Here is a 14619-nt window from a genome sequence, read left to right as displayed (position 1 = left end):
CGGTGATGCCAGACAGCGGCGGCCCGCACGACAACCAGCCATTCAGCCACCTCAAACGCGTGCTGGCCGACAGCCCGCTGCTGGTCAACGGTTTCGACCGGCAGGGCCGCTGCATTTTGTGGAACCACGAGTGCGAGCGGCTGTTCGGCTGGTGCCTGGAGGAGCTGCTCGCCCACCCGGATCCCCTGGCGCTGTTCTATCCGGATCCGGAGCAACGACAGGCGGTGAAGGACACCTTCAACGAGCAGGCCGGATCCTGCTTTCGCGAATGGCAGCCGCTCACCCGCCAAGGCCGGCCCCTGCCCAGCCTGTGGGCCAATATCGCCCTGCCCAACGGCGAGCTGGTGTGCATCGGCCACGATCTCAGCGAGCAGAAAAGGGCCGAAACCCAGTTGCAGCTGGCGGCCCGGGTGTTCGAATGCAGCTACGACGGCATCATGATCACCGATGCCCGGAACCATATTCTCCGGGTCAACCCGGCGGTCAGCCAGATCACCGGTTATGCGGTGGAGGAGCTGCAGGGGCACTCCCCCGCCCTGTTGTCTTCCGGTCGCCACGACGCCGGCTTTTACGAGGCCATGTGGCACAGCCTGAAGACCCGGGACCACTGGCGCGGCGAGATCTGGAACCGGCGTAAGAACGGCGAGGTGTATCCCCAGCTGCTGGCCATTTCCGCCCTGCGCGACCGGCAGGGCCAGGCCAGCCATTACGTAGCGGTATTCAGCGACATCAGCCAGCTCAAGGCCGACACCGCCGAGCTCGAACACATCGCCCAGTACGACGCCCTGACCGGCATCCCCAACCGGCGCCTGCTGGCGGACCGGCTGATCCATGCCATGGCCCGGGCCAAACGCCAGGGCAGCCCGCTGGCGGTGTGCTACCTGGATCTCGACGGTTTCAAGCAGATCAATGATGAACACGGCCACCCCGCCGGCGATCAACTGCTGATTGAAATCAGCCGCCGCCTCAAGGCCATACTGCGCCAGAACGACACCCTGGCGCGGCTGGGCGGCGACGAATTCGTGCTGCTGTTCGCCGAATTGCAGCAGGAGCGCGATCTCGATCCCATCCTGACCCGGGTGCTGGACGCCGTGGCCGGCCCGGTAACGATCAACGACCGGCAGGTGCAGGTATCGGCCAGCATCGGAGTCACCCTCTACCCGCACGACAACGTTGGCGCCGACCTGCTGTTGCAGCACGCGGATCAGGCCATGTACCAGGCCAAGCAGGGGGGCAAGAACCGCTACCAGCTCTACGATCTGCGCCAGCACGCCCGGCAGCTGTCACGCCACCACCAGTTGCAGGCGCTGGATCAGGCCCTGCGCAACCGGGAGTTCGTGCTTTATTACCAGCCCAAGGTGGACCTGCTGAACGGTAGGGTGATCGGGATGGAAGCGCTGATCCGCTGGCAGCACCCGGAGCGGGGCCTGCAGGTGCCCGCCGCCTTTCTGTATCAGCTGACCGGCACCCGGCTGGAGTGGAAGCTCGCCCAGTGGGAGCTCAATTCGGTGCTGCAGCAGATCGATGACTGGCAGCAGCAGGGGCTGGAGCTGGCCATCAGCCTCAATGTCGGGGCCGATCAACTGCTGTTGCCGGACTTCGTCGAGCAGCTGGCGGCCACGCTGCGCCGCTATCCGCGGGTGCCGCCGGCCCGCCTGGAGCTCGAGTTTCAGGAGATTGCCGCCATCCGCCATCTGGAGCAAGTCACCCGGGTACTGGAGCGATGCCACCGGCTCGGCGTGCAGATCATCCTGGACGATTTCGGCACCGGCTATTCCTCGCTCTCCTCCCTGCGCCAGTTGCCGCTCGACATGCTGAAAATAGACAAGAGCTTCATCGGCGACATGCTCACCAACGACGAGGATCTGAGCCTGGTGAACTGCGTGCTCTACCTGGCCCGGACCTTCCACCACCCGGTGCTGGCGGAAGGGGTGGAAAGCCCCGAGCTCGGGGCCGAACTGCTGCGGCTCGGCTGCCATTTTGCCCAGGGTTACGGCATCGCCGCCCCCATGCCGGCGGAGCAGGTGCCGGACTGGATCCGCGGCTGGCATGAGCAGGCGCTATGGACGGATCTGCAAAGCCGGTTCAACCCTCCGGATCCCGGACTCGTCGCGGACTAATCAGCTTCCAGCCGGCGCACGAAGTCCTCGATCACCATGTCGTACAACTTGTCCTTGAGGAAGACGTCTTCGACCCCGTGATCGATATTGGGGTTGTCGTTGACTTCGATCACCGCCACCCGGCCCTTGCCTTCCTTGATGTCCACCCCGTACAGACCGTCGCCGATGGGCTTGACCGCCTTGAGCGCAGCGTTGATCACCGCCTTGGGTGCCTCGAAGGTGGGCAGGGTGACGAAGCCGCCGGAGTCCGCCTCCTGGCCGCCGCCGTTGTGGCGGTAGATCTGCCAGTGGCCCTTCACCATGAAGTACTTGCAGGCGAAGATCGGCTGGTGGTTGAGCACCCCGATGCGCCAGTCGAACTCGGTAAAAAAGTATTCCTGGGCCAGCACCAGGGCCGAGGCGTTGCGCAACTTGGCCAGGGTCTCCACCAAGGCCGCCTTGTCGGCCACCTTGTACACCCCGCGGGAAAAGGCGCCGTCGGGGATTTTCAACACCAGCGGGTAACCCAGCTCCCGCGCCAGCCAGTCGGCGGCGTCCTTCTGTTTGGGGTTGACCATCAGCGTCTTCGGCGCCGGCACCCCGTGCTTGGCGAAGCTCTCCGCCAGGAAAATCTTGTTGGCGCAGCGCAGTATGGAGGTGGGAGAGTCGATCACCACCAGGCCCTCGTGCTCCGCCTTCTGGGCGAAGCGGAAGGTATGGTGGTCGATGGCGGTGGTTTCGCGGATAAAGAGGGCGTCGTATTCCGCCAGCCGCTGGTAGTCCTTGCGGGTGATGGTTTCCACGTTCACCCCGGCCCGCTCGCCGGCCCGGATGAAACGCTTGATGGCGGCGGGATCCGAGGGCGGCAACTCTTCGTCCGGGTTGATCAGCATCGCCAGATCGTAGCGGTAGCGCTTCACCGATTTCGGCTTGCGCCAGATGATGCGGGAATAGGCTTCCAGTGCGTCGGCAAACTGATCCTCCTCCTCCCCCGCCAGATCCCGCGGCGCCAGGGTGGCCAGGCCGGTCAGCTCCCAATGGGCGCGCCGCTTGAAGGTCAGCTCCATGATCGGGCACGGCAGCCGCTCGAACAGCTCCCGGCACAGGCTGCCGAGCCCGGGCACCACGCAGTGGCCGAAATAGCTCTTGAGCTTCAGCTGTTTCACCGGCTCGCCATCCGCCAGCCACTGGTCCAGGGCCTCGGCCACGCCGTCGAAGCCGAAGGCGAACAGCCCCTTGTTGCGCAGGTTGTTGAGCGTCGACACCGAGGGGATCACATGCTGACCCCGGGCTTCCGCCAGCAGCGAGCAGTAGTAGCCGTTGGACAGGTACTTGCCGCTCTTGCACAGGTTGATGACCCGGGTGCGGGGCGCGTTCCTGGCCGGCGCCTGCTTGAGATAGGTCTGAAAATCGACCAGGTTTTCGCTGGGGAAATAGGGCGCCCAGGCGCTGAGTTCATCCACCACCAGAATAAGTTGGGTCATGCGGAAATCCGTGATAGCAACAGGCGTTCGTGTGGCTAACTCTAACCCCAAATCGCCATGGGGATCATGGAAATTTGCTCGCTGGCGGAATATTTTTGACGTATGTTGAAGGTATTCATCTGGCCCATCCGGTGACCCATGGCCGACCCCGTCCTCCGCCCCGCGCTCAAGTCCGATCTGCCCCTGCTGCTGGCGCTGGAAGCCCGCTGTTTCGACCAGGACAGGATCAGCCGGCGCAGCTTCCAGCGTTTTGTCGAGCACTCCCAGGACCTGTTGCTGGTGGCCGAGCAGGACGGGCAACTGCCGGGCTACATTCTGGTGCTGTTTCGCCGCAATACCCGGCTGGCGCGGGTCTATTCCATCGCCGTGGCGCCGGACGCCCGCGGCCTGGGGCTGGGCCAGGTGCTGATGCTGGCCGCCGAGGACGGCGCCCGGGACAAGGGCGCCGTGTTTATGCGCCTGGAGGTGCGCGCCGACAACGTGGCCGCCCAGAACCTGTACCAGCGGCTCGGTTACCGCCAGTTCGGGGTGTTCCACGACTACTACGAAGATCACCAGGACGCCCTGCGCTACCAGAAGCGGATCCACAGCTACCACCCGCTCACCGGCACCAAGGCGGTGCCCTACTACCGCCAGACCACCGACTTCACCTGCGGTCCCGCCTCGCTGATGATGGCGGTGAGCGCCCTGGATCCGGACTACCGGCCGGAAATCGACGAAGAGCTGCAACTGTGGCGGGAAGCCACCACCATCTTCATGACCCGGGGCCACGGCGGCTGCGGCCCCCACGGCCTGGCCCTGGCCGCCAAGCGGCGCGGTTTCGAGGTGGCCCTGATGCTGAACCAGCAGGGCGCCCTCTTCGTCAGCAGCGTGCGCACCGCCGACAAGAAGCAGATACTCGAGCGGGTGCACGAGCAGTTCCTGGCCCAGATGACCGAACTCGGCATCTCCCCCCGCTACGGCAGTTTCAGCCTCGACGAGCTGGAGCAGGGCCTGCGCCTGGGAAGGCTGCCGCTGGTGCTGATCAGCACCTATCACCTGGACGGGCGCAAGGCCCCGCACTGGGTGCTGGTGTGTGCCATGGACAAGGAGTTCGTCTACATCCACGATCCGGACATCGACGACGACGCCGGCGAAAGCCCGGTGGACAAGCAGTACCTGCCGATAGAGCGCAGCCGCTTCGACCGCCTGGCCCGCTACGGCCAGAACGGCCTGCGCACCCTGGTATGGGTGTACAAGAACGGATAAGCGGCCGCTGTCGACAATATCTGTCGGTCACAAGTGGTCGCCAGACCGAAGGTGAAAACAAAAAATTCTTTTATAACAATGCGTTAATATCCAACCACACAAGAAGACCCGAGTGGAGCCTTGCCGATTTTCCTGTTCTTGCGCACAAAGCTTTGTATAGTCGGCCGCAAATTAAACAGTCTGATAGAGAGTCTGTATGTTGAAAAAAACCATGACCCTTGCCCTGTTGCCGCTGATGTTCGGTCTGAGCCCGGCCATGGCCGGCGAGACGCTCAACACCATTATCGGTGGTGGCGCCGGCGGTGCCGCCGGTGCCCTGCTTGGCAAACAGATGGCCGGTGACACCGGCGCCCTGGTGGGGGCCGCCCTGGGTGGCGCCGCCGGCGGGGCCGCCACCGCCAACCGGGGCAACAAGAACGAAGCCGCCCTGGGCGGCGCCGTGGGAGCCCTGGGCGGCGCGGCCCTGGGCAAGAACCTGGCCGGCGACGGCGGCCAGCTGATCGGCGCCGGGGTGGGCGGCGCCGCCGGCTCGGCGCTGGGCGCCAAGTCCGGTGACAACTACCACCGCACCGATGTGCACCACCACTATCACGGCAAGAAGAAGAAAAAGCGCAAACACAAGCATCGTCACCGTTGGGACGACTGATAGTAAGAAGGCCCGGTAAAAACCAGGCCTGTTTTTGGTCGACTGAAGTCGCCCCTACGGGGGAGCCGGGTTTGCCGTAGGGTCCATTTCAATGGACCGCCCACCCACGGCGCCGTGATTTGGTCGACTGAAGTCGACCCTACAACAGGAGCGCAGCGGGAAACCGGCGGTGCAACACTTTTGCGGGCGAGCCGCCCGCGCCCCACAAAAGGCCTTTTTGTTACTGGCTGTGGGGATGGAACCTGATCTTCAGGAAAGTCAGCCCCGCGCCCATGACGGTGCCCAGGGGAAAGGACGGCAGCTGCACCGCCGCCCGCACCCAGAACGGCCACTGTCGCCTCATGCCCCCGGTCGACAGAGAACCGGACCGGGCCCGGCGGCACGGCATAGCCAGGCGGCGTCCTGCTCGGCGGTTTCCACTTTCATTGTCGTCTTCCTGTCATCTCGCCGTTATCAAACTGCCATTTTTGCCTTCTACCATGGCGTGGTCGTAACCCCATGTGAGCAAAGGATTAATTAAAATGAGCCAGTTTGAACTGAAGGATGAACAGAACCATCCCCGTGACCAGGTGCCCGCGTTTACCCAGATGGTCGAGCGTGGCCTGAGCCGCCGCCGCTTCCTCGGTGGCGCCGCCGCCCTGGGTGCCGCCGCCTTCTTCACCGCCTCGCCGATTTCCCGCGCCATCGCCGCCGCCACCGGCAACAGCCCGCTGCTGGGCTTCAAGGCCGTGCCGACCAGCACTGCCGACACCATAGTGGTGCCGGAAGGCTACAAGGTAGAGCGGCTGATCTCCTGGGGTGACCCTCTGTTCTCCAACGTGGCCGAGTTCGCCAACCACGGCGGCAACACCGCGGCGGATCAGGCCGGTCAGTTCGGCGACAACAACGACGGCATGAGCTTCTTCCCGGTCGACGACAGCACCGCCATCCTGGCCATCAACAACGAATACACTAACTACGAGCTGATGTTCTCCCACCAGGGCAAGGACATGAGCGAGGACGACGTCAAGCGCGCCCAGGCCGCCCACGGGGTGTCCGTCATCACCATCAAGAAGCAGGCCGACGGCTGGCGCTTCGAGAAGGACGGCAAGTATAACCGCCGCATCGACGCCAACACTCCCATGGCCATCGGCGGTCCGGCCAAAGGCCACGCCCTGCTGCAGACCGGCGCCGATGCCAAGGGCGAACTGGCACTCGGCACCTTCAACAACTGCGCCAACGGCATGACCCCCTGGGGCACCTACCTCACCTGTGAGGAAAACTTCAACGGCTACTTCGGCACCGACGGCGAGGCCGACATCACCCCGGCCCTGGCCCGCTACGGCGTGGCCGCCGAAGACGCCGGCTACCAGTGGCACCGGTTCGACGAGCGCTTCGATCTGGCCAAAAACCCCAACGAACCCAACCGCTTCGGCTGGGTGGTGGAAATCGATCCCAAGGATCCCCAGTCCACCCCCATCAAGCGCACCGCCCTCGGCCGTTTCAAGCACGAGAATGCCGAGCTGGTGGTCGACCAGGACGGCCACGTGGTGGTCTACCTGGGTGACGACGAGCGCGGCGAGCACCTGTACCGCTTCGTCAGCGAAGGAAAATACAACCCCGACGACCAGGCCGCCAACCGCAACCTGCTGGACAACGGCACCCTCTACGTGGCCAAATTTCACAACGGCCCCGACAGCGAGCTGAAAGGCAAGGGCGAGTGGCTGGAGCTCTCCTTCGGCAAGAACGGCCTGACCCCGGAAAACGGCTTCAACAGCCAGGCCGAGGTGCTGATCCACGCCCGCCTCGCCGCAACCCGGGTGGGCGCTACCACCATGGACAGGCCCGAGTGGGTGGCGGCCCATCCCACCGAGCCGGTGGTGTACTGCACCCTGACCAACAACAAGAACCGCGGCACCAACGACAAGCAGCCGGTGGGCGGCCCCAACCCCCGCGCCGAAAACCACTACGGCCAAATCGTGCGCTGGCGCCCGGCGGGGGGTCGCCACACCGCCGCCGAGTTCGACTGGGATCTGTTCGTGCTGGCCGGCAACCCCGAGGTGCATAACGGCGATCTCTACGCCGGCTCCGCCAACGTCAGCGCCGACAACATGTTCAACAGCCCGGACGGCATCGGTTTCGACCAGGGCGGCCGGCTGTGGATCCAGACCGACGGCAACTACTCCAACGAAGGCGACTTCGCCGGCCAGGGCAACAACCAGATGCTGTGCGCCGACCCGGATAGCGGCGAGATCCGCCGCTTCCTCACCGGCCCCGTCGCCTGTGAAGTGACCGGCCTGGCCTTTACCCCGGATCAGAAGACCCTGTTCGTGGGCATCCAGCACCCGGGCGAAGAGCTGGCCGGCTCCCACTTCCCCCTGGGCGGCGACAGCACCCCCCGCTCCAGCGTGATGGTAGTCACCCGGGAAGACGGCGGCATCATCGGCGCCTGATAAACGGATAAACGGGGTCGGCGTCAGTGACGCCGACCCCGTTTTTATTGCTGCGGATTGAGCCTGGCCTCGCGGAAGGCGGCCAGCCGCTCGTCCACCAGCGCACGGGTGCTGTCGGCGTTGTCCTTGATGCTGCCCGCGTAAACCCCCAGCCCGTCCAGCACCTTGAGCGCCTCGCCGAACCCCTCGTCGATGGCCCCGCCGATCTTCACCAGAAACTGCTCTACCTGCTCCGTTTCGCTCAGGCTGGGATGTTGCTTTTTAAAGGTATCGAAGTGGCCCAGGGCCCCGTTGGCGATGCGCTCGGCGGTATTTTCCGGCGACCAGAAATCGTCCGCCTTACTCGCCAGCCTGTCCTCGGTCGCGGCGAATGCCTCGCCCAGCTCCGTATTAAGCTTGTCCAGCACCTCCCGGTAGAAGATACGCATGGCCTTGTCGTTGCTTTTATCCGCCGCCCCGAACATGGCCTCGATCAACCCCTTGTTGGTACGGGCTTTGATTTCATCCCGAGGGTTCGACAGCGCCCCTCCCGGCCTGTGCTCGGCCTGCTTGTCCGTTGCCTTGGCGTTTTCCGGATTGGCCCGGCCAGGGTGGGTGACCTGGGTCTTCAAAATGGGTGGCACCGTCATCACATCCTCCTGAATCAATGGGGCCGGAGTGATTTTTCCGTCATGGACTCCGACCCCGTATTATCGGCAGGAGCAGCACGAAGATGAGCCGCCATCGTGATTTCCCCCCGCTTTTACTGTTACCCTGTGGTCATGGCGTTTCTGTTCCAACTCATTAATCCCGTTAAGGAAATATCATGAAATACAGAAAACTGGGCAACACCGACCTCGACGTCAGCCTGATCGGCCTGGGCACCATGACCTGGGGCGAGCAGAACACAGAGGCCGAGGCCCACGCCCAGCTCGACCTGGCCATGGATCAGGGCGTCAACCTTGTCGACACCGCCGAGATGTACCCGGTGCCGCCGCGCCAGGAGACCCAGGGGCGCACCGAAACCATGATCGGCAACTGGCTGGCCGCACGCGGCAACCGCGACAAAATAGTGTTGGCCACCAAGGTGGTGGGCCGCTCCCGGGATCCCAAGCGCCCCTCCTACTTCCGCGACGGCCAGCCCAAACTCGACAGGGCCAATATCGTCGCCGCCCTGGACGACAGCCTGCGCCGGCTGCAGACCGACTACATCGACTTCTACCAGTTGCACTGGCCGGATCGCACCACCAACATGTTCGGCCAGCTCGGCTTCGAGACCCTGGTGGAGGAAGAGAGCATCCCTATCGAGGAGACCCTGACGGCGCTGGACGAGCTGGTGAAGGCGGGCAAGATCCGCCATATCGGCGTGTCGAACGAAACCGCCTGGGGCGTGCACAAATTCCTGGCCGCGGCGGACCAGCACGGCCTGCCGCGCATCCAGGGCATCCAGAACCCCTACAACCTGCTCAACCGCACCCACGAGGTGGGGCTGTCGGAATTCAGCCTGCGCGAGCGGGTGGGCCTGCTGGCCTACTCGCCCCTGGCCTTCGGCATGCTGAGCGGCAAGTACGAGAACGGCGCCAGGCCGGAAAACGCCCGCCTGACCCTGTACAGCCGCTTCCAGCGCTACTGCAACCCGCAGGCCCGCGCCGCCACCACCGCCTATGTGGCGCTGGCCCGGGCCCACGGCCTGACCCCGACCCAGTTGGCCCAGGCCTTCGTCAACAGCCGGCCCTTCGTGACCAGCAACCTGATCGGCGCCACCACCCTGGCGCAGTTGAAGGAAAATATCGCGTCGGTGGAGATCGAGCTCGGTGCCGAGGTGTTGCAAGGCATCGCCGAGATCCACAGCAAATGGTCCAATCCGGCACCCTGATAACCATGCCGGAGCCATTGGCCAGGCGTGACAGACCGTCGCCCCGCGACTTAAGCTCGTCTCCCCCGCGCAGGCGGGGCCCATGGTGCGGCGGTTGGGGCAGTCCGGTTCGGCTCGCGCCGCCCCAGGATTCCCGCCTTCGCGGCAATGACCCTCTTTTCGCCGGCCCCTTCCGTTCAGATCACCGGCCGGCGGACCAGTTCCGCCGGCCGGCGCTCCACCAGCACCCGGCCCCGGCGCACCGAACAGAGCACCTCGCCCTGGCGGCGGATCACCTCGAAATCATCCTCCCCTTCCAGGATCACGAAGCTGGCCGGCTTGCCGACTTCGATGCCGTAGTCGTCGAGCCCCAGCACCCGGGCGCCGTTGTCGGTGATCAGATCCAGCGCCCGGGAAATGTCTTCGTAGCCCATCATCTGGCAGATGTGCAGGCCCGCGTCCAGCACCCGCAGCAGCTTGCCGTTGCCGAGGGAGTACCAGGGATCCCGGATGGAGTCTTCGGCCAGGGCCACGTTGATGCCCGCTGCCAGCAGCTCCTTCACCCGGGTCACGCCCCGGCGCTTGGGATAGGGGTCGAAGCGCCCCTGCAGGTGGATGCTCTCGGTGGGGCAGGACACGAAGTGGATGCCGGAGCGCTTCAGCAGCCGGAACAGCTTGGAGCAGTAGGCGTTGTCGTAGGAATGCATGGCGGTGGTATGGCTGGCGGTGACCCTGTCCCCCATGCCGGCCTCCAGGGCGGCGGTGGCCAGCACCTCCAGGAAGCGTGAAGAGGGATCGTCGGTTTCGTCGCAGTGCACGTCTACCCGCTTGTTATGCCGCTTGGCCAGATCTATCACCCAGCGCATGGACTCCACCCCGTATTCCCGGGTGAACTCGAAATGGGGAATGCCGCCCACCACGTCGGCGCCCTCCGCCAGCGCCTGCTCCATCAGCCCCTGGCCGTCGGGGTAGGACAGAATCCCCTCCTGGGGAAAGGCCACGATCTGCAGATCGAGCACCGGTTCCAACCGCTCCCTGAGGTGGACGATGCTCTTCAGCGCCACCAGCTCCGGATCGGTCACGTCCACATGGGTGCGCACATGCTGGACGCCGTTGGCCGCCAGCAGCTCCACCGTGCTCAGCACCCGCCGCTCCACATCCTCCGGTGTCAGCAGCGGCTTGCGTTCGGCCCAGCGCTCTATGCCCTCGAACAGGGTACCGCTCATGTTCCAGTTCGGCTCGCCGGCGGTCAGCGCCGCGTCCAGGTGGATATGGGGCTCGACCAGGGGCGCGCACAACAGGTTGCCGCCCGCATTCAGCGCTTCCGGAGCCGCACTCAGGGCGGCGACCTGGGGCCGAATGGCGGTGAAGCGCCCCTCGGCCACTTCCAGGGTAAAGAGCCCTTCCTTTTTTCTCAGCCTGGCATTGATGATGTTCATCCCGTTCCCTCGCCGTTAGGTATTCGATAAGGTCCTTTCGCAGCTTATCCTGCCCGGCAAGGGGGGAACAAGCCCGGCGCTACCCCCGGCGGCTGTCGAGCAGCCGGGCGCGAAGCCAGCGGGCCAGGCCGGTGGCGCCCTGATGCATCATGGCGTGATGGCTCCAGACGAACAGCGGCCGGGCCAGGGGCGCGGCCAGGTTCATCCAGCAACGGGTGGTCTCTACCCGCCATTCGTAGCGGACCCGGGTAATATCGCCCTCCGGCGTCAGTTGCCAGCAACCCCAGCCGCGCACATCGCCGCGGGCCTCCCCCACTATTACCCGGGGCGGGTAGACCTTCAGCACCCGGATGTCGAAACAGAGCCCGTAGCCCAGCCGGCTCTGCCAGTGATAGCGGTATACCCGGCCGATGCCCCGCTCGTCGCCGGGGGCCAGCTCCCGCACCCGGGCCAGCCCCGGCCACCACAGGGGCCAGCGCTGGGACTGGCTGATGGCCTGGTATACCACCGCCAGGGGGGCTTCTATCCGCCAGCAGGTGACAAACCGGTACGCCGCCATGCCGCCTCGCTCAGGGAAAGAAGACATCGTCGGCAAAATCCGGATCCAGCTCGATGTGCTCCAGCCAGACGGTTTCGAGCAAATTGCCCCGGGCATCATGGCTTATCACCCGCACCGGGAATTGCAGGATCTTGTCCAGCCAGAGCTCGTAGCGGGCCACCTGTCCCGGCTCCGCCGGGCCACGCACCAGCAGTTGCCGCACCGGTCGGCCCGCCAGGGTGATGTCTCGCAGCAGCCGCCCCTCCCCCTGCCGTCGCAGCCACTGCACATTGTCCAGCAGCGCCCCCACGTCGGATCGGTCCAGCCGGTGGCCGCGGGGACTTTTTACCAGCCGGTTGTCGGGGCTCAGGCTCAGGGACGGCCCCTTCAGACCGAAGGGCCAGAGCCGCACCCGCTCGCTGTAGGGGCTGTAGATCAGCACGGCGCCGGCGTGGGGCGAAATCACGTCCAGCCGCACCAGGCCGGGCTTGCGGTAGGCATAGCGCAGTTGCTGGTTGCCCCCGGGCCCTTCGCTGCGCAGCTCCAGCCGGTAGCCCTGCAGCGCCTCGAAACGCGCCAGGGCTTCCTCCAGCGGGTCCGGACTATCCAGTGCAAGCGCCATCAGCAACAGCATTCCACTCAGCATGGTTCACTCCACCACCTCCAGCACCCCGGCCATGCCCCGCTCCTGGTGGCTGGCAAAAAACAGCAGCTTTTCCTGGCAGTAAAAATCGACCCGGCCGGTGACCGTGGGGGTAAAGCGGATCACCCGGCTGCTGCCGCCCAGCATGGCATCCACGTCGATACCCATGCGCGGCGACCAGATCACCAGGCTGTGGGGCGTGAGCCCCGGTTCCTTGCTGACCATCAGTTCCACCGGCACCCCCACTTTCACCACGATGTGATCGGGGCGGAAGAAATAGTTGCCGCCGACCACCTCCACCCGCTGCACCCCGTCGGCATCGAGCCGGGCCGGCATGGGCTCGGCCCATGCCGGCCCCAGCGCCGCCAGCAAGACCAGCACACCTTGCCATCGCCCATTCATAACGCCTCCCGGGTTGTGATCCTCTTTTTCAGCATAGCAAGGGGGAGTGACAAGAGCCGTACCGGGTCACCTCGCACCATCACGCAGCCAGTCCGGCCATCCGGTGTTCGGTGGAGAGAGCAAAGCGTGCAGCCGGCGCGGGCCGCACCTCCCCCTTGGCGGCGGACTGGCCCCCCATGTCTCGCCTGGGGGAGGTTGGGAGGGGGTGACAGAGAGACTGTGCCGCCGTCGGACTCTTGGGGCGCGGGCGGCCCGCCCGCATGAGGGTGGCACCGAGGAGGGCAAAGGCACAGCCCAACCCGTGATGCCTGTTCGGCCTCGCGCCTTTTTAAACCTGTGGTGTGGCAGGCCAATCCGAGGGCGCGCGCTGGGCGCGAAGGCAGGCGGGCCGCCTGCGCTCCACCAGCCAGGTGCAAATCTGCAAACGGCGGTGTTTTCCTGCCGGCGAGAGCGGCAGGGGTAGTACACGCCGGACCGCTTGATTTTTAAACTATATGGCGTTCTGGATGGTTGGTGCCGGCTCGCGCCGGCACCGCAGTAGGGTTATCAGGCAAACACGAAGTATTTGCGCACGGTTTCCACCACTTCCCAGGTGCCCCGGAAGCCGGGCTCGACCACGAAGATGTCGCCGGCCTTGAGGTGGATGGGCTCGCCGCCTTCCGGGGTGAGGATGCAGTAGCCTTCACGGAAGTCGCAGTATTCCCACTTGGTGTAGTTCACCGCCCATTTTCCCGGGGTGCACAGCCAGGTGCCCATGATCTTGCTGCCGTCTTCCGAGGTGTAGGCGTTGAGGTTGACGGTGTGGGGGTCGCCGGAGAGCTTTTCCCATTTGGTGGCATCCAGCAGGACGGTGGGCTGGGTATCGCGCAATACCGTGATCTTGTCGGACATGATGTCTCCTTGTCGCTTGTGGTTATTGGTTTATATCGGATTGGTCAGTTGCCCAGCACCACCGTCTTGCCCTGGTACATGAATACCCGCTTTTCGATATGGTACTGGATGGCCTTGGCCAGGGTGACGCATTCCACATCCCGCCCCTTGGCCACCAGGTCTTCCGGGTAGTGGCTGTGATCCACCGGCTGGATGCCCTGGGTGATGATGGGGCCTTCGTCCAACTCGTTGTTGATGTAGTGGGCGGTGGCCCCCACCAGCTTGACGCCCTTGGCGTAGGCCTGGTGGTAGGGCTGGGCGCCCTTGAAGCCGGGCAGCAGCGAATGGTGGATATTGATGGCCCAGCCGGCGAGCTTGTCGCACAGCTCGGGGCTCAGCACCTGCATGTAGCGTGCCAGCACCACCAGCTCCGCCTCGCTCTCGTTGATGATGTCCCACATCCTGTCCTCCTGCTCGGCCTTGGTGTCGGCGGTCACCGGCAGGTGGTAGTAGGGAATATGGTGCCAGTCGGCCAGCCGCTGCAGATCCGGGTGGTTGGAGATGATGGCCGGGATCTCGATGGCCAGCTGCCCGGTACGGTAGCGGTACAGCAGATCGTTCAGGCAATGGTCGAATTTCGACACCAGTATCACTACGTTGGGCTTGCGCTTGCGTTCGGTCAGCTGCCATTGCAGCTCGAACCGGGCCGCATGGGGGGCGAAGCCGTCGCGAAAAGCCACCTCGTCGAACTGGCCGTCCGCCGGCCGGCGGAACTCGGCACGGATAAAGAACTGGCCGGCGCGGGCGTCGTCGAAGGTTTGCATATCCGCCACGTAACAGCCCTGTTCGTACAGGTAGCGGGTAACCACATCCACGGTGCCCAGCCGGCTGGCACAGGTGGCGGTGAGGATCAGGGTATCGGGGGTGTTCATTGGCAACCTCCTTGTGGAAAACAGTCCGGTTTGGAACCGCTCATATCAGTCG

Annotated in this window: 14 protein-coding genes; 5 read left to right on the top strand and 9 right to left on the bottom strand. The window is 64.8% G+C overall.

The window, feature by feature from the left end; all coding sequences use genetic code 11:
- Positions 1 to 5 precede the first annotated feature (5 nt).
- A complete protein-coding gene (locus C7H85_RS01070) occupies positions 6 to 2120 on the top strand; it encodes a putative bifunctional diguanylate cyclase/phosphodiesterase (protein WP_106727872.1) in 2115 nt (704 codons plus the stop codon).
- On the opposite strand, the gene C7H85_RS01065 is transcribed toward C7H85_RS01070, so the two are convergent.
- On the bottom strand, positions 2117 to 3583 hold the full coding sequence (locus C7H85_RS01065) for a RimK family protein (protein ID WP_106727871.1): 1467 nt from the start codon (positions 3581 to 3583) through the stop codon (positions 2117 to 2119). The genes C7H85_RS01070 and C7H85_RS01065 overlap by 4 nt on opposite strands.
- A 138-nt stretch (positions 3584 to 3721) precedes the next feature.
- On the opposite strand from C7H85_RS01065, the gene C7H85_RS01060 reads away from it, so the two are divergent.
- Both C7H85_RS01060 and C7H85_RS01055 read left to right on the top strand, forming a co-directional pair.
- Entirely contained in the window at positions 3722 to 4831 is a 1110-nt protein-coding gene (locus C7H85_RS01060; protein WP_106727870.1) for a GNAT family N-acetyltransferase/peptidase C39 family protein, read from the top strand.
- A 196-nt stretch (positions 4832 to 5027) separates the two neighbouring features.
- On the top strand, positions 5028 to 5477 hold the full coding sequence (locus C7H85_RS01055; protein ID WP_106727869.1) for a hypothetical protein: 450 nt from the start codon (positions 5028 to 5030) through the stop codon (positions 5475 to 5477).
- A 220-nt stretch (positions 5478 to 5697) separates the two neighbouring features.
- Here C7H85_RS01055 and C7H85_RS20185 read toward each other — a convergent pair whose 3' ends face one another.
- Positions 5698 to 5820, bottom strand: a complete 123-nt coding sequence (locus tag C7H85_RS20185) for a hypothetical protein (protein WP_281257548.1) — start codon at positions 5818 to 5820, stop codon at positions 5698 to 5700.
- A gap of 178 nt (positions 5821 to 5998) precedes the next feature.
- Between C7H85_RS20185 and C7H85_RS01050 the strand changes: the two genes are divergently transcribed.
- Positions 5999 to 7909, top strand: a complete 1911-nt coding sequence (locus C7H85_RS01050; RefSeq protein ID WP_106727868.1) for a PhoX family protein — start codon at positions 5999 to 6001, stop codon at positions 7907 to 7909.
- Positions 7910 to 7953: 44 nt separating this feature from the next.
- Here C7H85_RS01050 and C7H85_RS01045 read toward each other — a convergent pair whose 3' ends face one another.
- Positions 7954 to 8538 carry a DUF5610 domain-containing protein gene (locus tag C7H85_RS01045; protein ID WP_106727867.1) on the bottom strand — a complete coding sequence of 195 codons (585 nt, stop codon included), beginning with the start codon at positions 8536 to 8538 and terminating at the stop codon, positions 7954 to 7956.
- Between the two features lie 176 nt (positions 8539 to 8714).
- On the opposite strand from C7H85_RS01045, the gene C7H85_RS01040 reads away from it, so the two are divergent.
- Entirely contained in the window at positions 8715 to 9764 is a 1050-nt protein-coding gene (locus tag C7H85_RS01040) for an NADP(H)-dependent aldo-keto reductase (protein WP_106727866.1), read from the top strand.
- 176 nt (positions 9765 to 9940) lie between these two features.
- Here the strand turns inward: C7H85_RS01040 and codA are convergent, their stop codons facing one another.
- The 6 genes from codA to purU form a co-directional block, all read right to left on the bottom strand.
- On the bottom strand, positions 9941 to 11182 hold the full coding sequence (codA, locus tag C7H85_RS01035; RefSeq protein ID WP_106727865.1) for a cytosine deaminase: 1242 nt from the start codon (positions 11180 to 11182) through the stop codon (positions 9941 to 9943).
- 79 nt (positions 11183 to 11261) lie between these two features.
- The gene (locus C7H85_RS01030; RefSeq protein WP_210433533.1) at positions 11262 to 11768 is read right to left on the bottom strand and encodes an SRPBCC family protein; all 507 of its coding nucleotides are present in this window, start codon (positions 11766 to 11768) and stop codon (positions 11262 to 11264) included.
- A complete protein-coding gene (locus C7H85_RS01025; RefSeq protein WP_210433532.1) occupies positions 11752 to 12366 on the bottom strand; it encodes a LolA family protein in 615 nt (204 codons plus the stop codon). Before C7H85_RS01025 ends, C7H85_RS01030 begins: the two co-directional genes overlap by 17 nt.
- A gap of 3 nt (positions 12367 to 12369) precedes the next feature.
- Positions 12370 to 12765, bottom strand: a complete 396-nt coding sequence (locus C7H85_RS01020; protein WP_106727863.1) for a cupredoxin domain-containing protein — start codon at positions 12763 to 12765, stop codon at positions 12370 to 12372.
- Positions 12766 to 13311: 546 nt separating this feature from the next.
- Positions 13312 to 13656 carry a cupin domain-containing protein gene (locus C7H85_RS01015; RefSeq protein WP_094041384.1) on the bottom strand — a complete coding sequence of 115 codons (345 nt, stop codon included), beginning with the start codon at positions 13654 to 13656 and terminating at the stop codon, positions 13312 to 13314.
- A 44-nt stretch (positions 13657 to 13700) separates the two neighbouring features.
- Positions 13701 to 14567: a formyltetrahydrofolate deformylase gene (gene purU / locus C7H85_RS01010; protein WP_106727862.1), complete on the bottom strand. Its 867-nt coding sequence runs from the start codon at positions 14565 to 14567 to the stop codon at positions 13701 to 13703.
- Positions 14568 to 14619: the final 52 nt, after the last annotated feature.

The organism is Zobellella endophytica (assembly GCF_003012775.1).
Classification (GTDB): Bacteria; Pseudomonadota; Gammaproteobacteria; order Enterobacterales; family Aeromonadaceae; genus Oceanimonas; species Oceanimonas endophytica.
Note: the sequence above shows the minus strand (reverse complement) of the source record. Positions and strands in the feature narration are given on the sequence as shown.